The organism is Pseudoalteromonas sp. T1lg122, assembly GCF_002964825.1.
Lineage (GTDB): Bacteria > Pseudomonadota > Gammaproteobacteria > Enterobacterales > Alteromonadaceae > Pseudoalteromonas > Pseudoalteromonas gelatinilytica.
The window spans coordinates 307107-328379 of record NZ_PQCG01000007.1; the positions used below are offsets into that span (position 1 = coordinate 307107).

17 protein-coding genes and 1 pseudogene are annotated in these 21273 nt (G+C 40.9%); 14 read left to right on the forward strand and 4 right to left on the reverse strand.

The window, feature by feature from the left end; all coding sequences use genetic code 11:
- The first annotated feature begins 11 nt into the window (after positions 1 to 11).
- Positions 12 to 1922: an ATP-binding cassette ATPase Uup gene (gene uup / locus C2M33_RS06795; protein ID WP_063705546.1), complete on the forward strand. Its 1911-nt coding sequence runs from the start codon at positions 12 to 14 to the stop codon at positions 1920 to 1922.
- A gap of 11 nt (positions 1923 to 1933) precedes the next feature.
- Positions 1934 to 3670: a DUF3466 family protein gene (locus C2M33_RS06800; RefSeq protein ID WP_105174069.1), complete on the forward strand. Its 1737-nt coding sequence runs from the start codon at positions 1934 to 1936 to the stop codon at positions 3668 to 3670.
- Between the two features lie 91 nt (positions 3671 to 3761).
- Here the strand turns inward: C2M33_RS06800 and C2M33_RS06805 are convergent, their stop codons facing one another.
- Positions 3762 to 4271 carry a DUF2062 domain-containing protein gene (locus C2M33_RS06805; RefSeq protein WP_063706174.1) on the reverse strand — a complete coding sequence of 170 codons (510 nt, stop codon included), beginning with the start codon at positions 4269 to 4271 and terminating at the stop codon, positions 3762 to 3764.
- Here C2M33_RS06805 and C2M33_RS06810 point away from each other — a divergent pair.
- From C2M33_RS06810 to tcdA, 7 genes are read left to right on the forward strand one after another with little or no spacing between them, the layout of a single operon-like run.
- Entirely contained in the window at positions 4251 to 6521 is a 2271-nt protein-coding gene (locus C2M33_RS06810; RefSeq protein ID WP_063705542.1) for a DNA internalization-related competence protein ComEC/Rec2, read from the forward strand. The two genes, C2M33_RS06805 and C2M33_RS06810, sit on opposite strands and share 21 nt — an antisense overlap.
- 59 nt (positions 6522 to 6580) lie before the next feature.
- Positions 6581 to 8323, forward strand: a complete 1743-nt coding sequence (gene msbA, locus C2M33_RS06815; RefSeq protein ID WP_105174070.1) for a lipid A export permease/ATP-binding protein MsbA — start codon at positions 6581 to 6583, stop codon at positions 8321 to 8323.
- The gene (gene lpxK / locus C2M33_RS06820) at positions 8323 to 9300 is read left to right on the forward strand and encodes a tetraacyldisaccharide 4'-kinase (protein ID WP_105174071.1); all 978 of its coding nucleotides are present in this window, start codon (positions 8323 to 8325) and stop codon (positions 9298 to 9300) included. Before msbA ends, lpxK begins: the two co-directional genes overlap by 1 nt.
- Complete coding sequence (locus C2M33_RS06825) at positions 9290 to 9487, forward strand: Trm112 family protein (RefSeq protein WP_036968654.1); 198 nt, start codon at positions 9290 to 9292, stop codon at positions 9485 to 9487. The genes lpxK and C2M33_RS06825 overlap by 11 nt, the downstream gene beginning before the upstream one ends.
- The gene (kdsB, locus tag C2M33_RS06830) at positions 9475 to 10230 is read left to right on the forward strand and encodes a 3-deoxy-manno-octulosonate cytidylyltransferase (protein ID WP_105174072.1); all 756 of its coding nucleotides are present in this window, start codon (positions 9475 to 9477) and stop codon (positions 10228 to 10230) included. Before C2M33_RS06825 ends, kdsB begins: the two co-directional genes overlap by 13 nt.
- Positions 10231 to 10233: 3 nt before the next feature.
- The gene (locus tag C2M33_RS06835) at positions 10234 to 10908 is read left to right on the forward strand and encodes a TIGR01621 family pseudouridine synthase (protein ID WP_063705536.1); all 675 of its coding nucleotides are present in this window, start codon (positions 10234 to 10236) and stop codon (positions 10906 to 10908) included.
- Positions 10909 to 11703 (forward strand): tRNA cyclic N6-threonylcarbamoyladenosine(37) synthase TcdA, encoded by a 795-nt coding sequence (tcdA, locus tag C2M33_RS06840; RefSeq protein WP_105174073.1) that lies wholly within the window; start codon positions 10909 to 10911, stop codon positions 11701 to 11703.
- 1 nt (position 11704) lies between these two features.
- Here the strand turns inward: tcdA and C2M33_RS06845 are convergent, their stop codons facing one another.
- The 3 genes from C2M33_RS06845 to C2M33_RS06855 form a co-directional block, all read right to left on the reverse strand.
- The gene (locus C2M33_RS06845; RefSeq protein WP_063705534.1) at positions 11705 to 12118 is read right to left on the reverse strand and encodes a SufE family protein; all 414 of its coding nucleotides are present in this window, start codon (positions 12116 to 12118) and stop codon (positions 11705 to 11707) included.
- 13 nt (positions 12119 to 12131) lie between these two features.
- On the reverse strand, positions 12132 to 13346 hold the full coding sequence (locus C2M33_RS06850; RefSeq protein ID WP_105174074.1) for an aminotransferase class V-fold PLP-dependent enzyme: 1215 nt from the start codon (positions 13344 to 13346) through the stop codon (positions 12132 to 12134).
- A gap of 111 nt (positions 13347 to 13457) precedes the next feature.
- Complete coding sequence (locus C2M33_RS06855; protein ID WP_063705530.1) at positions 13458 to 14744, reverse strand: citrate synthase; 1287 nt, start codon at positions 14742 to 14744, stop codon at positions 13458 to 13460.
- A 409-nt stretch (positions 14745 to 15153) separates the two neighbouring features.
- Between C2M33_RS06855 and sdhC the strand changes: the two genes are divergently transcribed.
- The 5 genes and pseudogenes from sdhC to C2M33_RS06880 all read left to right on the forward strand — a co-directional run bounded on the left by sdhC (position 15154) and on the right by C2M33_RS06880 (position 21272).
- Positions 15154 to 15531, forward strand: coding sequence for a succinate dehydrogenase, cytochrome b556 subunit (sdhC, locus tag C2M33_RS06860; protein ID WP_082401567.1), 378 nt, complete (start codon positions 15154 to 15156; stop codon positions 15529 to 15531).
- The gene (gene sdhD, locus C2M33_RS06865) at positions 15522 to 15869 is read left to right on the forward strand and encodes a succinate dehydrogenase, hydrophobic membrane anchor protein (RefSeq protein ID WP_063705528.1); all 348 of its coding nucleotides are present in this window, start codon (positions 15522 to 15524) and stop codon (positions 15867 to 15869) included. The genes sdhC and sdhD overlap by 10 nt, the downstream gene beginning before the upstream one ends.
- Positions 15870 to 17642 carry a succinate dehydrogenase flavoprotein subunit gene (sdhA, locus tag C2M33_RS06870; protein WP_063705526.1) on the forward strand — a complete coding sequence of 591 codons (1773 nt, stop codon included), beginning with the start codon at positions 15870 to 15872 and terminating at the stop codon, positions 17640 to 17642.
- Positions 17643 to 17652: 10 nt separating this feature from the next.
- Positions 17653 to 18369 (forward strand): succinate dehydrogenase iron-sulfur subunit, encoded by a 717-nt coding sequence (locus C2M33_RS06875; protein ID WP_054551369.1) that lies wholly within the window; start codon positions 17653 to 17655, stop codon positions 18367 to 18369.
- 84 nt (positions 18370 to 18453) lie between these two features.
- Positions 18454 to 21272 (forward strand): annotated as a pseudogene (locus C2M33_RS06880) (2-oxoglutarate dehydrogenase E1 component).
- The last annotated feature ends 1 nt before the right edge of the window (position 21273 follow it).

The window sequence follows — 21273 nt, forward strand, 5'->3', positions numbered from 1 at the left end:
TAGTAATCACGATGGATTTAATCAGAATAGCCAAAGCTCAACTCGCTTATGGTACGCATCCGCTACTAGATGATGCCGATGCCGTTATTGAGTCAGGTGAGCGCGTTTGTATCGTTGGTCGAAACGGTGCAGGTAAATCAACACTATTAAAAGTACTTGATGGCCAAGTGACATTGGATGATGGTGAAATCAACCAATTAGGCGGTATTCGCATTTCACGTTTAGAGCAAGATCCACCAAAAGGGGCGGCAGGCTCAGTATTTGATTATGTCGCGCAGGGCATGCCTGACATTGCTAACTTACTGATAGAATATCACCAAGTTAGTAATCAAATGCAGACAGATTATAACGATAAATTGCTCAACAAATTAGAACGCTTATCTAATCAATTAGAAACCGTTGATGGCTGGCGTTTTGATACCCGTATTCAGCTCGTTTTATCTCGTTTAGAGCTAGACCCAGAAGCCAAGCTTGAATCATTATCGGGTGGTTGGTTACGTAAAGTTGCGTTAGCGAGAGCCTTGGTCAGTGAACCCGATTTACTGTTACTTGATGAGCCTACCAACCACTTAGACATGAGTAGTGTTATTTGGCTTGAGCAATTTTTAAAAGAGTTTAAAGGCGGTATCGTCTTTATTTCTCACGACCGTGCATTCATTCGAGCAGTTGCAACCCGTATTCTTGATTTAGACCGTGGTAAGCTGGTTTCGTATCCTGGTGATTACGCGACGTACCTTGAACAAAAAGCGCATGATTTAAAAGTTGAAGAAACGCAAAACGCACTATTTGATAAACGCTTAGCAGAAGAAGAAGCGTGGATCCGCCAAGGTATTAAAGCACGTAGAACACGTAACGAAGGGCGCGTACGTGCTTTAAAAGAATTACGTAAAGAGCGTAAGCAACGTGTTGATCAAGTAGGTAAAACCGATTTTAATATTGAAACAGCGGACCGTTCTGGCAAGTTAGTATTCGAAGCGAAGAACATTTGTCATGCATTTAAAGATAAAGTGATCGCGAAAGATTTCTCGACCCTTGTTATGCGTGGCGATCGTGTTGGCCTGGTCGGACCCAATGGTATTGGTAAAACAACACTGCTTAAAATTTTATTTGGTGACTTAACACCTGATAGCGGCAGTGTTAAGCAAGGTGTTAACTTAGAGTTTGCTTATTTTGACCAGTATCGTCAAAAGCTTGATGAAGAAGCCACAGTACAAGATAACGTAGCTGAAGGTAAGCAAGAAGTGATGATGGGCGGGCGCTCACGTCATGTACTTGGTTACTTACAAGACTTCTTATTTCCGCCGGCAAGAGCACGTACACCGGTAAAAGCATTATCGGGTGGTGAGAAAAACCGCTTATTATTAGCAAAGTTATTTTTAAAGCCATCGAATATTATCGTACTCGATGAGCCAACCAATGACCTAGATATTGAAACCTTAGAGCTTTTAGAAGAGATTATTAACCAATATCAGGGCACTGTACTGATTGTAAGTCATGACCGTGAATTTATTGATAATACTTGTAATTCTGTCTGGGCATTTGAAGGTAACGGCAAGATCACTGACATTGTCGGAGGCTATAGCGACTATGAAGCATATGCTGCTCATTTAGCTGAGCAAGAAAAACAACAACAGCAACAAATTAAGCAAGAAAAGCCGCCCGTTGTTAGCCAAGATAAAACACCAAAGAAAAGTAATAAACTCTCTTACAAATTAAAACTTGAATTAGAAGAATTACCCAGTAAAGTGGAACAACTTGAAAAAGCGTTAGACGCTCAGCAAGTTGTGGTTAATGACCCAGACTTTTTTAAGCAAGATGCTGCAATTACGACAGAAGCATTGAACCATTTAGCCGAGTTAGAGTCTGAGCTTGAAGCCGCTTTTGAGCGCTGGGAAGAACTCGAAGATTTAAAGAATCAGTAGTAAGGATTAAAATGAAATACAAATTACTCGCTGCCAGTATTTTAGCCACCCTAAGTACCTCAGCGATGAGCGCAACCTATAAATTAGAAGAATTAGGTGGCGTTGATGGCGCTAAATTTAACTACGTAACAGATGTTAGTGAAAACGGTCACATCATAGGCTTAGCAAACGGTCTTTATAAGCTACCTATTGATATCTCATATATTGATTTTACAGATGATAGCCGTCTTGAATCAGCTTACGATACAGCAGAAGCGCAATATAAACTCATTGATAAAGAAATTACTTTCACCCTTGATGATATTGCGAATAACGATGCGGTAAATACCAATGCCGATGCCCATTCATTTATGGTTAGTTTTTTAACAGGTCGTTCAACTGATTCTGAATATCAAAAACTATCAAGCGCTATAGCGACGGTATATTCATCTGAAGGTTCAACAGAGCAAGTATTATTTGATGAACAATCGCTTGATTTTGACGGCTTAACACGTTCGACGTCTAACTTACTAAATGCAGTAACAGATGACGGTGTAATGGTCGGTTGGGGTAGTGCACCTTACGAAAAAACATCGTTCACACAAACTGATGAAGACGAAGAAGAAACACACTTCTTAAGAGACTTTATTAGTCGTGCGATTGTAATCTCAGAAGATGGTGTGAAAGTTGAACTCGCACCTGAGTTTGATGATTACGGCGGTATTAGCTCGGCAAATGACATTATTAAAACAGCTAATGGCTATGAAGTTGTAGGTACAGTATCAACGGATATCGCGGTTGACCCACTTGATGATATTACCGATAACTGTGATGGTGAAGATGAGCCAGTTTCAGACTGTGTAGAAGCTTATAATCGTACTTATACAACTGGCATCTATAACAAACGCGCTGTGAAATGGACGTTAGATAGTAATCTTAATATCACTAACACTGAAATTTTTGGTTTAGGTTTAACACCTGAAGATGATGAAGATTTTGCTTTTCGAAGTAACGCACTTGCTATCAACGAAAATGGTCTGGTTGTAGGTACTTCTGATGTTCGTTATAAAAGCAATAGCACCCGCATCACTATGCCTGTTATCTTCGAAAATGGTGAAGTAAAAGAGTTTATCAATCAAGAAGACGATTGGATTTCGGGACAGCCACTTGCTGTAAATAATAACGATGTTGTTGTTGGTTACGCAAGCAAACGTATTGATGGTACAACGCGCACAAAATTCTTCTACTACGATAAAAAAAGTGACAGTGTTGTTTTCCCAACTGATTACTTCTCGAGCTCAAGTTCGTTAGCAAATGATGTTAATGACAATGGGATCGTTGTTGGTGAAGGTGAAACTGACATTTACAATACTTCTACGCGTCGTCGTGAAGGTTTCATGTACACCATTGGTGAAGATAAAGTTGTTAACTTAAACGATTTATTACCATGTTACGAAGAAGATGGTGAGACACGCTTTAAGTATACGGTTGCTGAAGCTAAATCAATTAACAACAATAATGAAATCTTCGGTGTTGCGACTAAAACAGTCGAAAAGACAGATTCATTTGGCAATGTAGTTGTCGATGTTGATGGTAATATCGAATATGAAAGTATTGCAGTTGCTGTTAAATTAACGCCAATTGATGGCAGTGTAGAAGAGTGTCCAGCGGAAGAGATTGAACAATATGAGCGTCAATCTGCAAGTTTTCCTTGGTATGCACTATTGTTAGTGCCATTTGCAGCTGCACGTCGCTTCTTTAAAAAGTAATCGTTTCGTAATCGAGACTTACTAATCAATATTAAAAAACCCAGCGTCAAGCTGGGTTTTTTGTCTATACTGAAATTATAAATTGCTAATATTATTTTTTATGGCGATGTATCCAGGCTTTGCGCACTGAGCGCTTCCAAAGCATATCGATACCAAAATAACCAATAATAGCCGCAGCCGTTGCACAAATAAGTGAACCAACTAAAAACGCAGGACCGATAGTTGTCAGGCTTTCGATGAACCATTGCCAGCTTGGTTCAAATTGGAAATGCTGTGGAGGCTGGGCTAGGGCAATCGTGCCAACAATATATGAACAATAGAAAATAGGAGGCATTGTTAGTGGGTTTGTGATCCACACTGTCGCAACAGAGATAGGTAAATTCACTCGAAATGGAATAGCCAGGGCGGCTGCAAGAACCATTTGAAAAGGAACAGGGATGAATGCGAAAAATAAACCAACCGCAAATGCACCGCGTGCAGAGCGTCTATTTAAGTGCCACAAATTGGCATCATGCAATAAACGACCAAAAATTCTTAAATACTTGTGTTCTCTTACCTTGTTATGATCAGGTAAAAACCGTTGGATCGTTTTTTTAGCCATTTAAAGCAACCATTTACATCAATTTGGTTATGCAGCGGCTTTGTCATAGGCTGTTTTATCACCCTATATACATTTGGCACTGCGGCGTTCTATATAATGAGTTTTGCTATTTTATTAGCAGGTGCTTATTTTAAGCCTTTTTTGATTCTATTGTCAGGGTTTATTTGCGCAATTTTTTTAGTGATTTTTCATTACCTAATTTTTTACTCCGTGAGTGATTGCAAAATAAACTACCAACTCACTAGAGTTGTCAAATTTGAGGTAATTGAAAGTGTTAGTGCGAAGAGTCCTTTTTACATCAAAGCGCGATTAATAAATATAGAATCCTGCGAAAGAATAATTCGTCCTGCACCACTTGCCATGCTCAGTATTACATCAGATAAACCACTTCTCTCAGGTGATTTAATAGAAGGCAAAGTAAAGCTCAAGCGTTATCGTTCTGTAAAAAATTTCGATAGTTTCGATAGTGAAAGAAATGCGCTTAAAGAACGGATATTTTACAAAGGTCGTAGTGTTGGTGAAGTTAGCTCCTATGGTCACCAACAAGGCAATAATATTCGAGAACGGTATCGGCAGTACATTGCCAGCATCACTGAGAATACACATTTGCAATGGCTTTACTATGCTTTACTTACAGGTGATAGAAGCAAAATTTCCTATGAAGATAACACTCAATTAAGAGAGTTAGGCCTAACGCATTTGCTCGCGATTTCTGGACTTCATATCGGACTTATCTACGCAATAGGTTTCTATACGAGCAAATGGCTGGTAAAAGTAAGTAAACTGCGGATAAATCAAGCATACCAGTTGAACAACGGTTTTGTTTTATTTGGCTTTAGCTGTGCACTTATTTATGTCTACTTGAGCGACTTTATTGTCTCAGCAACGCGTGCTCTTGTTATGCTCGGCTGCTATTTGGTCATATATCAGTTAGGTAAAAACCCGCTGCGCTGGCGCTCTATTCTGTATGCTTTAACACTTGTGCTGCTGATTGACCCATTTTCGCTTCTAAATCCGGGGCTTTATTTTAGTTTTACTGCGGTGACAATTATTTTCCTATTAACCAAGCATACGTTAGATATAAAACTCGGTTTAATAAAGCGTATTAGCCAACTTATGTATGTTCAGTTGGCCTTGTTCTTTGGCTTATTGCCATTGTCATTATTTTATTTTGACGGTACCAGTATAATTGGTCTTATAGTCAATTTAATCGCCGTGCCACTTGTTGGCTTGGTGTTACTCCCTTTGTTGATATTTTATAGTCTGATTTCAAGTTTTCTCGATGTGGTTAGTTTATTGTCTCTTGTCGATAGTGTTCTGAGTTTTGGCTATCAATTACTACTTAGTATTCCTAAGCATTGGCGTTGGTTTTCTTTCACAGAGTTTAATTTTTCGCTATTGACCATCAGCTATCTTAGTTTGCTCATCTTACTGTTTAGCCCAAAGAAGTACTTATCAGTACTTCCACTTTTTATCCATATCATTGATTGCAAGCTACAGCCACAGGTTCAATTCCAAGTGGATATCTTTGACGTAGGCCATGGCCTTATGGTGATGATAAGTGCACATGAGCATGCCCTAATTTATGATTTAGGGCCAAGGCACTTTTCTCGCTATGATTACATCAATAGGGTGTTAGTTAGGAATATTAATAAACACGCATTAACGGTTTCGGCGACACTAATAAGTCATTTAGATAACGATCATGCGGGTGGTTTAAGTTCTTGGTACCGAGCTGGGTACCGCGATACATTCTCAACCTTTCATCCTGAGGGGCTAAGAAAACCTTGTGATAGTAAACGTTTGATATTTGAAGGGCTAAACATAAATAGCTTTCATGCTGATGTGAATGGTGATAATCGAAATGATCACTCATGCTTACTAAAAATTAGTTCTAGAAATTATTCAGTGTTGTTAACAGGTGATATCTCCGCTTTTGCAGAAGCAACCCTGATTGAAAAGGGCGTTGACCTGCATGCGACTGTTTTATTGAGTCCTCACCATGGTAGTAATACATCATCGAGTGTTCGCTTTATTGATGCTGTAAACCCAGAAATGGTGATTCATTCGTCGGCTTATCAAGGCCAATGGCATTTTCCGCACCCAGAGGTTGTAAAACGCTATCAGCAACGCCATATACCTCAATTCTCCACCGCCGAGCAGGGGCACATTCGTATCCTATTTTATCGTGATAGTTATCGTTTGGAATTTGCCCGCGAGCAGGAAAGTTATTGGTTCGAACAAGATTGACGTTTTGTTTTTAACCCCATGAGGCTACAATAGTCGAAGTCTATGAATAAGAGAGTGTTATGGATCAAACTACATCCCAAATCTATAAGCGATTAATCAGTTATGTGGGTGATTATAAGTTAATCGCGTTTTTCGCCATTGTGGGCATGATTGGTTATTCCGCTATGGATGCATTGTTTATCAATTTAATGAAACCCTTCATTGATGAAGGTCTTAATGCCCGTAACACTGAAGTTTTAACCTATGCCCCATTTGTTGTTATAGCGCTGGTGTTAGGTCGAGGCATGTTTAACTATATGTCGTCGTATTGTTTAAGTTATGTTGGCTCGCAAGTTGTTAGAAGCTTACGTCAGCAATTGTTTGAGCATATCTTACATTTACCTGTTTCATTTCATGACAAAAACTCAAATGGTGATTTAATTTCAAAAATCACCTTCGATACTGAGCAAGTACAGCAAGCTATCACGAAAGCGCTTTTAATCGTGGTTAGAGAAGGGGCCTTTGTAGTCTTTTTGCTATTCAATATGTTTTATACCAGCTGGAAACTTTCTTTAATATTTTTAGTTATTATTCCGCTGGTGGCTGTGATTGTCGCGTTTGTTTCAAAACGTTTTCGTATGATTTCGAAAAAAATTCAGTCAGCCATGGGGCAAGTAACGCGTAGCTCAGAACAAATGCTCTCTGGTCACAAAGTGATTCATGGTTTTGGCGGTCAGCAACAAGAAATTGCTCAGTTTTCAGCAATTAACAATCATAATCGCCAGCAGCGCATTAAAATGGATGCCACCAAAGCGTTAAGTGTTTCTGTTATTCAAATATTGGCAGCAAGCGCTATGGCAGTGATTTTATGGGTTGTGTCGATGCCGTCTATGATTGACACCATTAGCTCTGGCGACTTCGTATTGCTAATTTCATCAATGATGATGTTATTGCGTCCACTTAAGCAACTTTCAAACGTAAATAGCGATTTACAACGTGGTATTTCTGCTGCGCAAAGTATCTTTTTAGTGCTTGATGAAGAGGTTGAAAAGGACACTGGTACATACAGCATTGAGAAAGTGACGGGTCGTATTGAAGTGAATAATGTGACCTTCAAATACCCAACTAAAGATGAGCCTGTTTTGAAAAACTTGTCACTCACGATTAATGCCGGTGAAAGCATTGCATTAGTTGGGCGCTCTGGGTCAGGCAAGTCGACCATCTCGAATTTACTGCCGCGTTACTATGAACTTGAAGGTGAAAGTGAAATTTTGCTCGATGGTGTTAATATCGCGGATTACAAGCTAACGGATCTTCGTAAGCAATTTGCACTGGTTTCACAGCAAGTCGTGCTCTTTAACGACACCATTGCTAATAATATTTGTTACGGTCTAAGCCGTGAATTAACGAACGAAGAATTAATGGCCGTTGCCAAGCAAGCCCATGTTTGGGAGTTTGTAAAAGACTTACCAGAAGGGTTAGATACCATGGTGGGTGAAAACGGCGTGATGTTATCAGGCGGCCAACGTCAACGTATCGCTATTGCACGTGCAATATTAAAAGATGCCCCTATCTTGATCCTTGATGAAGCCACCTCAGCACTTGATACTGAATCTGAAAAACTGATCCAGCAAGCGCTTGATAGTTTAATGAAAGAGAAAACTTCAATAGTCATTGCGCACCGTTTATCGACTATCGAAAACAGTGATTGTATTTATGTCATTGATCATGGACAGGTTATCGAAAAGGGCACACATAGCGAACTGCTTGAAAAAGACGGTACCTATTCAGCCTTATGTAAGATGCAATTTGGTGAGAAATAGTGAGTGTTATTGAAAAAAGCTGGTATAAAAAGCCAGGTTTACTAAGCATTTTACTCTTGCCTTTGAGTGTGCTTTTTTGGTTTATCTCAACACTTCGTGCTTTGTTTTATAAGCTTAATATACTTAAGGCTTTTAAAGCGCATGTTCCTGTTATTGTGGTTGGTAATATCAGTGTAGGTGGCAACGGGAAAACGCCATTTGTTATTTGGCTTGCTGAGTACTTACAGCAACAAGGTTTAAAAGTGGCTGTGATCAGCCGTGGCTACGGTGGAGAGTCAGATTCGTATCCACTGTTAGTGACAGAACAAACGAGTACAACGCAAGCGGGTGACGAACCTGTATTGATACAACGTCGTTTAGGCTGTGTTGTTATGGTTGGCCCTAACAGACAAGCAAGTATTAAGGCATTAGAGCCGCATGGTATTGATGTGATCATTTCTGATGATGGCATGCAGCATTATAAAATGGCGCGTGATATCGAGTGCTGTATTGTTGATAGTGAGCGACAATTTGGTAATGGTCTATTAATGCCAGCAGGTCCACTTCGCGAAACAAAAGCGCGTTTAAAGTCGGTTGATTTAGTGATTGAAAATGGTGGCAACGCACAGAGTCGCTATGATTTGGCATCGAGTCCATTTCGAACCGTGAGTGATTCAAAGCTTGCTAATTCATTTCAAGATAAAGGTCATGCGGTTAGTGCAATAGGTAATCCTAAACGCTTCGAAAATAGTCTTGAGCAGCAGGGCATTAAGTTGTTATCGACTCATCATTTTCGAGACCATTATGCCTACCAAGCAAATGACTTCAACGATTTTGCCGACGATGCAGTGTTTATGACAGAAAAAGATGCAGTTAAATGCTTTAGTTTTGCTAAACCTAATTGGTATTATTTACCTGTTGATGCAAAGCCGACACCAGCAGTTATCGACAAACTAAATTTATTATTAAAACAAAAAGGGATCCTCAATGGCCTTTGATACAAAATTACTTGAAATTATCGCTTGCCCAGTTTGCAAAGGTAAACTACGTCTTGATAAAGAAAATCAAGAGCTTATCAGCACAGCTGCAAAACTTGCGTACCCAATCAAAGACGATATCCCGGTGCTATTAGAAAATGAAGCCCGTGAATTAAGCCAAGAAGAGGTTGATAAGTGGAATTCGTAGTCGTTATTCCTGCACGCTACGCATCAACACGTTTGCCGGGTAAACCACTGGCTGATATCTGTGGTAAACCGATGATCAAACATGTTTATGAAAAAGCCGTTGCGTCAGGTGCATCACAAGTTTACGTTGCCACCGATCATCAAGCTGTGTTTGATGCAGTAAAACTCTTTACTGATAACGTGCTTATGACGCGTGAAGATCATCAATCTGGTACAGAGCGTTTAGCTGAAGTTGTTGAGCAATTAGAGCTTGAAAGTGACATCATTGTTGTGAATGTGCAAGGCGATGAGCCTTTATTGGCGAGCGAAAATGTTTCTCAAGTTGCCACGCTACTTGCAGACTCAGATGCGCCAATGGCGACTTTGAGTACAAGCATTGATGAGATTGACGATATCTTTAATCCTAATTGTGTCAAAGTTATTAACGATGCAGATAACAATGCGTTGTATTTTTCACGTGCGCCAATCCCTTATCATCGTGATGCGATGATGAATGACGATAAAGCAAAATTAAATCTTGCTGATTTTGCACGCCATATTGGTATTTATGCGTACAGAGCAGGTTTTATAAAGGACTACATCGAGTTACCTGAGTCTCGTTTAGAAGTACTTGAGTCTTTAGAACAACTTCGTGTCCTTTATCATGGTTATAAGATTAAAATTGCAAAAGCAGTGTGCGCGCCACAGGCGGGTGTTGATACACCTGAAGATTTAGCGCGAGTCATTGCTGTACTTGGCAAATAGCGCATGTACGATGTAAACACTGTTCATCTTCATGCTAGTGAAGATGACTTTTTTGTTTTTTATAAACCAGCAGGTGTAAGCTTTCATAGTGAACAGTGTGCTGGTTTTGTCGTACTTGCTGAAAAGCTCGTAAACGAGAAGCTCTATCCGGTTCATAGGCTAGATAAAGTGACTTCTGGTTTAATTATTTTAGCCCGCAATAAAGAAGCCGCAGCCGAATTCACCACGCTATTTTCTGATCATAAAATAAATAAATTTTATCTAGCCGTCAGTGATGCCAAACCGAAGAAAAAACAAGGTTGGATAAAAGGGGATATGCAAAAAAGTCGTCGTGGTGCATTTAAGCTTTTAAAGACGCAAACAAACCCAGCGATTACTCGTTTTTATTCCACAAGTATTCGGCCAGGGCTTCGTGCTTATTTGTTAAAACCTTATTCAGGTAAGACACATCAGCTTAGAGTCGCGATGAAAAGCTTAGGCGCCCCAATTCTTGGTGATTCCACTTATGCAGGAAGTAAAGACGAGCGCACTAATTTGCATGCCTATGCACTACAATTTAGCTATAAAGGGCAGCTTAAAGAATATCGATGTGGTTACACTTTTGGCTCGCATCTTAACGAAGTTTTTAACGCAGATGAATTCCAAGAGTGGTTCACTCCTTGGACGTTGGATTGGTAAATGAAAGAAACAACACAAGACATCCGCTTTGGTGGCATTAAACGTTTATATGGTCATCAACAATTTGGTTGGTTACAACAAGCCCATTTTTGTGTCATTGGTATTGGTGGCGTAGGTAGTTGGGCCGCTGAAGCCTTAGCTCGAACGGGTGTTGGGCAACTAACGCTTATTGATCTTGATGATATATGTGCAACCAATGTAAATCGTCAAATTCATGCTTTAACGGGCACTGTTGGTGAAGCAAAAGTTGAAGCCATGAAAACACGTTGTGAGTTGATAAACCCAGATATCAAAATTAATATTATTGATGATTTTATTACCCTTGATAACATTCGTGAACATATTCAAGGCTTTGACTATGTAATTGATTGTATTGATGCTGTAAAAGAAAAAGCAGCGCTAATCGCACATTGTAAACGTATAAAACTACCTGTAATAACAACTGGTGGCGCAGGCGGGCAAACTGACCCTAGTCAAATCAGTTTTGGTGATGTTGCAAAGACAACACATGACCCATTACTTGCAAAAGTACGTTATATTTTGCGAAAACAGTACAACTTTAGTAGCAATCCAAAGCGAAAATTTAACGTTGATTGTGTTTATTCAACTGAGCAGCTTGTATATCCAACCTCTGAAGGTGAGGTTTGCCAAGCAAAACAAGGTGCAGATGGTTCAATGAATATGGACTGTAATAATGGTTTTGGCTCTGCAACCATGGTGACAGGCAGCTTTGGCTTTTTTGTAGCAGCCAAAGCGATTAGAAAATACCTAGATAAAAAACAGCGTAGTGCTTAACTTAGCGCTTTTGTTCAGCCATGGTTTGAATTTTATCGACCATGGCTTTGATGCCATTGCCGCGAGAAGGGCTTAAATGGTTAATTAGACCAAGTCGTTCAAATTCATCATAGGCATTTATTTGCGCTGCTTGCTCCGGTGTTAGACCATTGTATAAGGCTAAAATCAAAGCCAGTAACCCTTTGACGATACGCGTATCTGAATCGCCTGCTAAAACAAGGCTATTTTCCGAGTGATCAAACTCAATATAAAGCCACACTTTACTCTCGCAGCCTTTTACAAGCGCATCATCGACCTTTAATGCATCAGGCATTGCTGGTAATTGTTTACCCAGTAGCATAATTTGGCGGTATTTTTGTTGCCAACCTGCCGCTATTTCAATGTCTTTAGTTACGGCTTTAAACGTTGAATTCATATCTTATCCAAAATTAATCTAATAATTCGATACTGTTTTTAAGTGCATTTATAAAGGCGTCAACATCGTCTTTATTGTTATATAAGGCAAAACTAGCGCGTACTGTTCCAGGAATACCTAGTTGGCTCATGATTGGCTGGGTACAGTGGTGACCACTACGTACCGCAACACCAAATCCATCAAGTAAGGTGGCAAGATCAAAAGGGTGTTCATCTTTATAATTAAAACTGATGTTACCAATGTTACATTCTTGATTTGAATATATTCGAATACCGTCAATTGCTGCTAACTGGTTTATCGCATAAGCGAAAACTGTATGCTCATGTTGACGCATGTGGTGAAAATCTAAAGACGTTAAATAATTAATTGCCTCTGCAAAGGCAATGACACCCGCAATATTAGGTGTTCCTGCTTCGAATTTACCCGGTGCATCACGAAAAGTGCTCTGAGTTAAGGAAACTGTTTCTATCATTTCGCCACCGGTTTGATAAACATCGAGCGAATTTAACAGCTCATAACGTCCATATAAGCCACCTAAACCTGTTGGGCCGAGCATTTTATGGGCAGAAAATACGTAAAAGTCACACGAAATTTCTGGTAAATGAGGGCGCAAATGCATCGCCGCCTGCGCACCATCTACAACCGAAATAGCATTAATGGCTTTACATGCGCTAATGATAGGCGCTAAGTCAGTAATATTACCTAAAGTATTTGATGCATGGGTAATGGCGACAATTTTCGGCCTTTGTTGTGTGATAAATTCACTACAGTGTTCGCTATTAATACTTAAATCACTTTCTATCGGCAAAATAATGACTTGTGCACCGGTACGTTGAGCGAGTTGCTGCCAAGGGACGATATTGGCGTGATGCTCAATGGCAGATAGGGCAATCTTATCGCCAGGATTAAGCTGAGAAGCCAGACCATTTGCGATTAAATTAATCGATTCAGTTGCGCCTTTGGTCCACACTATCTCATTACTTTTTACAGAAAAATAATCAGCAAGTAGCGTTCGGGTATGTTCATAGTTGCGTGTCGCGTTTTCACTGAGAGTATGACGACCACGGTGGACATTTGCATTCTCATGGCTATAAAAGCGTGCAAGGGCATCAATAACCGCTTGTGGCTTTTGAGAGGTCGCCGCTGAGTCTAAATATACCAGAGGCTGCTCATTAACCGTTTCATTCAGCAGTGGAAAGTCAGCACGTATTTTAGCAATGTCGAACATGGAAGGCCCTTAACAGCGAGAATGCGACGATTTTAATTACTTTGCACAAATAGACAAGTGCAGGGCAACAAAAAAGGCCGCATAGCGGCCTTTTTTAAACACAAATACAGTCTAGCGTTTGTCAGCTGGAACGTAATCGCGTGAAGTTTCACCAGTGTATAACTGACGAGGACGGCTGATCTTGTGACCAGGTTGAGAAAGCATCTCATCCCAGTGAGAGATCCAACCAACAGTACGTGACATTGCAAAGATTACAGTGAACATGCTTGTTGGAATACCGATTGCTTTTAAGATGATACCTGAGTAGAAATCTACGTTAGGGTAAAGTTTCTTCTCTACGAAGTATGGGTCTTCAAGTGCAATTTGCTCAAGCTTCATTGCGATATCAAGAAGTGGATCTTGAATGTTTAGCTCAGCAAGTACTTCGTGACACGTTTGACGCATTACTGTCGCACGTGGGTCGAAGTTTTTGTATACACGGTGACCGAAGCCCATAAGACGGAAAGGATCAGACTTGTCTTTCGCTTTCGCAACGTACTCATCGATGCGGTCAACAGAGCCGATTTCTTCTAACATGTTAAGACATGCTTCGTTAGCACCACCGTGTGCAGGACCCCATAGAGATGCGATACCCGCCGCGATACACGCGTAAGGGTTAGCACCTGAAGAACCTGCTAAACGAACTGTTGACGTTGATGCGTTTTGCTCGTGGTCAGCGTGAAGCATGAAGATTTTGTCCATTGCTTTAGCAAGAACAGGGCTTACTTTATATTCTTCAGCAGGTACTGAGAACATCATGTGTAAGAAGTTTTCAGCAAAGCTTAAATCGTTACGTGGGTATACGAATGGTTGACCAACGTTGTATTTGTAAGCCATCGCAGCGATAGTTGGTAATTTAGCAACTAGCTTGATTGCGCTTGTTTTACGTTGTGTAGCATCAGTGATGTCTAAATCTTCGTGGTAGAAAGAAGAAAGAGCACCTACAACACCACATAGCATTGCCATTGGGTGAGCGTCAAAGCGGAAACCTTGGAAGAAGTTTGCGATTTTAGTATCAAGCATTGTGTTGTGCGTGATTTCTTGTGCAAACGCATCGTATTGTTCTTTAGTCGGTAATTCGCCGTTTAATAGTAAGTAGCAAAGCTCGATGTAGTTTGAATCATCAGCTAATTGCTCGATTGGGTAACCACGGTGTAATAAAACACCTTTGCCGCCATCGATGTAAGTGATTGAAGATTCACAAGAACCGGTCGACATGAAACCTGGGTCATAAGTGAAATAGCCATGAGAACCTAACGTACGTACGTCGATTACGTCTTGGCCAGCAGTGCCTTGGTAAATTGGAAGTTCGATTGGATCAAGACCATCAATATGGACCGTGGCTTTCTTATCCGCCATCTATTTATCTCCTATTAAGATAACAACTCTGATTGTTATGTTCTGAATCTGTTTAAGCACATTCTTTTCATTTTAACGTGAAAGAGGGGTGTAAAGTCAATTTTTATAAACATTATGCACAAATGGATAATAAATATTCTAGCAGGATTAAATATTATACCATTGGCTAATTCGCAAACGTCTCTTACTAAACAAGAATTGTAAAAAGACCTTGGGCTATATATACTATCCAAGGTTTTATACCGTATTGTCTGTAGGTAAACTTTATTTTTACATTTGAGTTTTGCATAAGTGTGAACTTTTTGTGTATCAACACGGTTTACTTAGATAGTTCCATCGAAATTCATTTTGATGGGTTTTAGAAAAACAAGTAGATGAGCTCCTTAGTGGGCAAGATGGGCAAGTAACTGTGAAAAAGCAAAGACCTGTAAATCTAGATCTAACAACTATATCTATGCCGGCAACGGCTAAAGCATCAATTTTTCACCGCGTCACCGGTGTTGCATTATTTTTTGCTTTAACGTTTGTCATTTGGGCTTGGTCTGAGTCTCTTTCTTCTGCGGAAGGTTTTGAATTCGTCAAGGGTCTGTTCAGCGGATTCATTGCCAAATTCATAGCATGGGGCACCATTTCTGTATTGGCGTATCACTTAATCGGTGGTATCCGTCACATCATTATGGACATGGGTCACTGGGAAGAACTTGAATCAGGTAACTTCAGCGCTAAAGTTGCATTAGCTTTAGGTGTTGTAGCTGCAATTCTAGCAGGAGTGTGGATATGGTTTTAAATCAAGCAACTCTTAAACGTGATGGTGTACAAGATTTCGTATCACTACGTACAACAGCATTAATCATCAGCGCTTACGCGATTTTTATTGTTGGCTATTTTTTATGTACACCAGAAGTCACTTTTGAAGCCTGGCAAGGCCTATTCTCTAACCTAGCAATGAAAGGGTTTACACTAATTACCCTAGTTTGCATCATGGTTCACACCCGTATCGGTCTTTGGCAAGTTCTTACGGACTATGTTAAAAACGCGAAATTACGTGCTGTTTTAGGCTTTGTATTAAACCTTATGGCTGTTGCTTACGTAGCAATTGGTCTAATCGTTTTATGGGGTGTTTAAGTGAATTATTCTGTTCGTGAATTTGACGCTGTAGTGATTGGTGCCGGTGGTGCGGGTATGCGTGCTGCACTAGCTATCACTGAATCAGGCAAAACCTGTGCACTTATCTCAAAAGTTTTCCCTACACGTTCTCACACTGTGTCTGCACAGGGTGGTATTACGGTTGCGCTGGGTAACTCACATGAAGATAACTGGGAATGGCACATGTACGATACTGTTAAAGGTTCCGATTTCATCGGTGACCAAGATGCTATCGAATATATGTGTAAAACAGGTCCAGAAGCTATTACTGAATTAGAAAACATGGGTTTACCATTTTCTCGTTTTGAAAATGGCCGTGTTTATCAACGTCCTTTCGGCGGTCAGTCGAAAAACTTTGGTGGTGAACAAGCTGCACGTACTGCAGCAGCAGCTGACCGTACAGGTCACGCGCTATTACACTGTCTTTACCAGCAAAACGTTAAAAACAAAACAAACGTATTCTCTGAGTGGTATGCACTAGATTTAGTTAAGAATAGCGACGGTCACGTTGTAGGTTGTACAGCAATCGACATCGAGTCTGGCGAAGTTGTTTATTTCAAATCTAAAGCTGTTGTACTAGCAACAGGTGGTGCAGGTCGTATCTTCGCATCTACAACAAATGCTCACATCAATACAGGTGACGGCGTTGGTATGGCAACACGTGCTGGTGTTGCAATGCAAGATATGGAAATGTGGCAGTTCCACCCAACAGGTATCGCTGGCGCTGGTGTACTTGTAACTGAAGGTTGTCGTGGTGAAGGTGGTTACCTTCTAAATAAAGACGGCGAACGCTTCATGGAACGTTATGCACCAAACGCGAAAGACTTAGCATCTCGTGACGTTGTTGCTCGTTCAATGATGACTGAGATCCGTGAAGGTCGTGGTTGCGATGGTCCTTACGGTCCACACATCAAGCTTAAGCTTGACCACTTAGGTGAAGAAACACTTAACCTACGTCTACCTGGCGTATGTGACCTTGCGAAAACATTCGCACACGTTGATCCGGCAAAAGAGCCAATCCCAGTTATCCCAACATGTCACTACATGATGGGTGGTGTTCCAACTAACGTGAATGGTCAAGCATTACAAGTTGATGCAAATGGTCAAGAAAAAGTAGTTGAAGGTTTATTCGCTGTTGGTGAGATTGCGTGTGTATCTGTACACGGTGCGAACCGCCTAGGTGGTAACTCGCTACTTGACTTAGTTGTATTCGGCCGTGCGGCTGGTAACTTCCTAGGTAAATACCTAAACGGTGTTGAAGCAGGTAAAGATGCGTCTGAATCAGACCTTGAAGCATCACTTGCACGCTTTAACCGTTGGGAAAGCTCTAAAGCTGGCCAAGGTGAAGACCCAGTTCAAATCAAGAAAGACTTACAAATGTGTATGCAACTTAACTTCTCGGTATTCCGTGAAGGTGATGCAATGGCAACAGGTCTTAAAGAGCTTAAAGAAATTCGTGAACGTCTTCAGTACGCTCGTCTTGACGACAAGTCAACTGAGTTCAACACTGCACGTATCGAATGTCTAGAGCTAGATAACTTGATGGAAACAGCTTACTCAACAGCAGTAGCTGCTAACTTCCGTACAGAAAGCCGTGGTGCTCACTCTCGTTTTGACTACCCAGATCGTGATGACGAAAACTGGTTATGTCACTCAATCTACGATCCTACGACCGAAGAAATGAGCAAACGTGATGTAAACTACGCGCCGAAACTGCGTGAAGCTTTCCCACCTAAAGCACGTACATACTAGGAGCGAGACGATGGCACAAGTACAATTTTCGGTATATCGTTACAATCCAGATGTTGATAATGCACCACGTATGCAAGACTTCTCGCTAGAAACGCAAGAAGGCCAAGATATGATGGTATTGGATGCGCTTATGCAATTAAAAGAGCAAGATCCAACATTATCATTCCGTCGTTCATGCCGTGAAGGTGTGTGTGGTTCAGACGGTATCAACATGAATGGTAAAAATGGTTTAGCGTGTATCACGCCTTTATCAACGCTACTTAAAGGTGGCAAAGGTAAAATCGTAATTCGCCCATTACCAGGTTTACCTGTGGTACGTGACCTTGTTATTGACATGAGTCAGTTCTACACTCAATACGAAAAAGTTAAGCCTTACCTAATCAACGACACGCCAGCGGCGGGTGAGCGTCTTCAGTCAATCGAAGAACGTGATAAGTTAGATGGCTTATATGAGTGTATCTTATGTGCATGTTGTTCAACATCGTGTCCTTCGTTCTGGTGGAATCCAGACAAGTTCATCGGTCCTGCGGGTCTTCTTCATGCGTATCGTTTCTTGGCTGATAGCCGCGATACAGCAACTGAAGAGCGTCTTGCTGACCTTGACGATGCGTTCAGCGTGTTCCGTTGTCACAGTATCATGAACTGTGTTAGCGTGTGTCCAAAAGGTCTTAACCCGACCAAAGCAATTGGACAAATCAAATCAATGCTATTAAACCGCGCTGTTTAAAGCTTGAATATGTAAGGTGGTTAAGTGATTAACCACCTTGTTTTTACAACAATTAATTTCTGCGCTAAAGAAAAGGGCTTATAAATGCACGAAGGTGTGATGAAGGCATGGCTAGAATCTTCTCACTTAAACGGCGGTAACGTTGCTTACGTAGAAGAGCTTTATGAAGCGTACTTAGATGATGCGACTTCTGTGCCAGAAGAATGGCGAGAAGTGTTCGAACAATTACCAAAAGTTGATGGTGTGGATGTTGACGTTAAACATTCAGAAGTTCGTTCACAATTTGCACAGCTTGCTAAAAACAAGCATAGAGAAGTAGTGGTAGCAGAGGGTGGCTCTGGTGATCCTAAACAGGTCAAAGTGCTACAACTTATTAATGCTTTCCGTTTCCGTGGTCACCAAAATGCCAACCTAGATCCATTAGGTATTTGGCAACGCGAACGTGTTCGTGATCTTGAATTAGAGTACCACGAATTATCTGAAGCTGATTTTGACCGTGAATTCAATGTGGGTTCGTTTGCTGTCGGTCGCGAAACCATGCCATTAGGTGAGCTATATCAAGCGCTTAAAACGACTTATTGTGGGTCGGTTGGTGCTGAATATATGCACATCACTTCAACTGAAGAAAAGCGTTGGTTACAACAACGTTTAGAATCAGTGCAATCACGTCCAACCTTCTCAAAAGAAGAAAAGCTACGTATCCTTAAAGGATTAACAGCTGCAGATGGCCTTGAAAAATACCTAGGGGCTAAGTTCCCAGGTGCAAAACGTTTCTCACTTGAAGGTGGTGATGCGTTAGTACCAATGCTTAAAGAACTTATTCATCGTGCAGGTGAAAGCGGACAAAAAGAAGCTGTTATTGGTATGGCTCACCGCGGTCGCTTGAACGTACTAGTGAACGTATTAGGTAAAAACCCATCAGAATTATTCGATGAGTTCGCTGGTAAACACAAAGACACATTAGGCTCAGGTGATGTTAAATATCACATGGGTTATTCATCTGACTTTGCAACTAAGGGCGGCAACGTGCACATGGCACTTGCATTTAACCCTTCTCACTTAGAAATCGTTAACCCAGTAGTTATGGGTTCGGTACGTGCGCGTTTAGACCGTCTAGGTGACAAGTCAGGTATTAAAGCTTTACCAATTACTATTCACGGTGACTCTGCAATCGCAGGTCAAGGTGTTGTACAAGAAACATTTAACTTATCGCAAACTAATGCATTTAGTTGTGGTGGTAGTATCCGTATCGTTGTTAATAACCAAGTTGGTTTCACAACGTCTAAGCAGTCTGATGTACGTTCTACACCATACTGTACTGATATTGCGAAAATGGTTCAGGCACCAATTTTCCACGTTAACTCTGATGACCCAGAAGCGGTTGCATTTGTAACTCAAATCGCTCTTGATTTCAGAAATCAGTTTAAACGTGATGTAGTGATTGATTTAGTATGTTATCGCCGTCATGGTCATAACGAAGCGGATGAGCCGAATGCGACTCAACCACTTATGTACCAAAAAATCAAAAAACACCCAGTTCCTCGTTTAATTTACGCAGATCAACTTGTTGCTGAAGGTTCATTCTCTGAAGATGAAATTAAAGCACTAGCAGATGATTACCGTAATGGCTTAGACAAAGGCAACTGTGTTGTTGAAGAAATTCAGCTAGAAACATCACACTCTTCTGATTGGGCTAAATTTGTTGGCCACGATTGGGATGTTGAGTACGATGCAAAAGTGTCTGTTGAAAAGTTAAAAGAACTTGGTGAAAAGGTCGCAAACTACCCAGAAAGCCACAAAGCTCAGTCTCGTGTTAAGAAAATCTACGATGACCGTAAGCTAATGGCAACAGGCGAAAAAGCGCTTGATTGGGGTATGGCCGAAACACTTGCTTATGCAACACTTGTTGATGCAGGTACTGATATTCGCTTAACAGGTCAAGACTCAGGCCGTGGTACATTCTTCCACCGTCATGCTGTAATCCATAACCAAAAAGACGCTTCAACTTACTTACCGCTGCAAAATATCAGCGAAAAGCAAGGTGCGTTTGAAGTATTCGACTCTGTACTTTCAGAAGAAGCGGTACTTGCATTTGAATACGGTTACGCAACAGCTAACCGACTTCACTTGTTATGTGGGAAGCGCAGTTTGGTGACTTCGCTAACGGTGCACAAGTTGTATTCGACCAATTCTTAAGCTCAGGTGAGCAGAAGTGGGGCCGTTTATGTGGTCTTACATGTTTACTTCCACATGGTTATGAAGGTCAAGGTCCTGAGCATAGCTCGGCACGTCTTGAGCGTTTCTTACAATTGTGTGCTGATCACAACATGCAAGTTTGTGTGCCTTCAACACCTGCGCAAGTTTATGCAATGCTACGTCGCCAATCTGTACGTCCACTTCGTCGTCCATTGATTGTTATGACACCTAAGTCATTACTTCGTCATCCGCTGGCAACATCAACACTTGAAGAGTTATCGGAAGGTGTGTTCCACAACATGATCGACGAAATTGATGATATTGCAGCAGACAAAGTAGAACGCGTTGTATTCTGTAGCGGTAAAGTTTATTACGAGCTACTACAAGAGCGTCGCAAGCTTGAATTAAATAACATTGCTATTGTTCGTGTAGAACAATTATATCCATTCCCACATGCTGAAATGGATACAATCATGCAACGTTACCAACACGTTAAAGATTTTGTTTGGTGTCAAGAAGAACCACAAAACCAAGGTGCATGGTATTGTTCTCAACATCATTTTGTTGATGCAATCCCAGCGGGTGCTAAATTAACTTACGCAGGTCGTAAAGCATCAGCATCACCAGCGTGTGGTTACATGTCAGTGCATAATAAAGAACAACAAGCGCTCGTTGCTGATGCGCTTACTATTGAAAAGAAAGGATAAG

What these genes read in the sequence shown, in the direction of transcription:
- uup (WP_063705546.1), top strand. Translation starts at nt 12, where the DNA reads ATGGATTTAATCAGAATAGCCAAAGCTCAACTCGCTTATGGTACGCAT.
- C2M33_RS06825 (WP_036968654.1), top strand. Translation starts at nt 9,290, where the DNA reads ATGGCCTTTGATACAAAATTACTTGAAATTATCGCTTGCCCAGTTTGC.
- C2M33_RS06850 (WP_105174074.1), bottom strand. Translation starts at nt 13,346, where the DNA reads ATGTTCGACATTGCTAAAATACGTGCTGACTTTCCACTGCTGAATGAA.
- C2M33_RS06805 (WP_063706174.1), bottom strand. Translation starts at nt 4,271, where the DNA reads ATGGCTAAAAAAACGATCCAACGGTTTTTACCTGATCATAACAAGGTA.
- sdhD (WP_063705528.1), top strand. Translation starts at nt 15,522, where the DNA reads ATGGTTTTAAATCAAGCAACTCTTAAACGTGATGGTGTACAAGATTTC.
- C2M33_RS06835 (WP_063705536.1), top strand. Translation starts at nt 10,234, where the DNA reads ATGTACGATGTAAACACTGTTCATCTTCATGCTAGTGAAGATGACTTT.
- msbA (WP_105174070.1), top strand. Translation starts at nt 6,581, where the DNA reads ATGGATCAAACTACATCCCAAATCTATAAGCGATTAATCAGTTATGTG.
- C2M33_RS06855 (WP_063705530.1), bottom strand. Translation starts at nt 14,744, where the DNA reads ATGGCGGATAAGAAAGCCACGGTCCATATTGATGGTCTTGATCCAATC.
- C2M33_RS06845 (WP_063705534.1), bottom strand. Translation starts at nt 12,118, where the DNA reads ATGAATTCAACGTTTAAAGCCGTAACTAAAGACATTGAAATAGCGGCA.
- C2M33_RS06875 (WP_054551369.1), top strand. Translation starts at nt 17,653, where the DNA reads ATGGCACAAGTACAATTTTCGGTATATCGTTACAATCCAGATGTTGAT.
- C2M33_RS06800 (WP_105174069.1), top strand. Translation starts at nt 1,934, where the DNA reads ATGAAATACAAATTACTCGCTGCCAGTATTTTAGCCACCCTAAGTACC.
- tcdA (WP_105174073.1), top strand. Translation starts at nt 10,909, where the DNA reads ATGAAAGAAACAACACAAGACATCCGCTTTGGTGGCATTAAACGTTTA.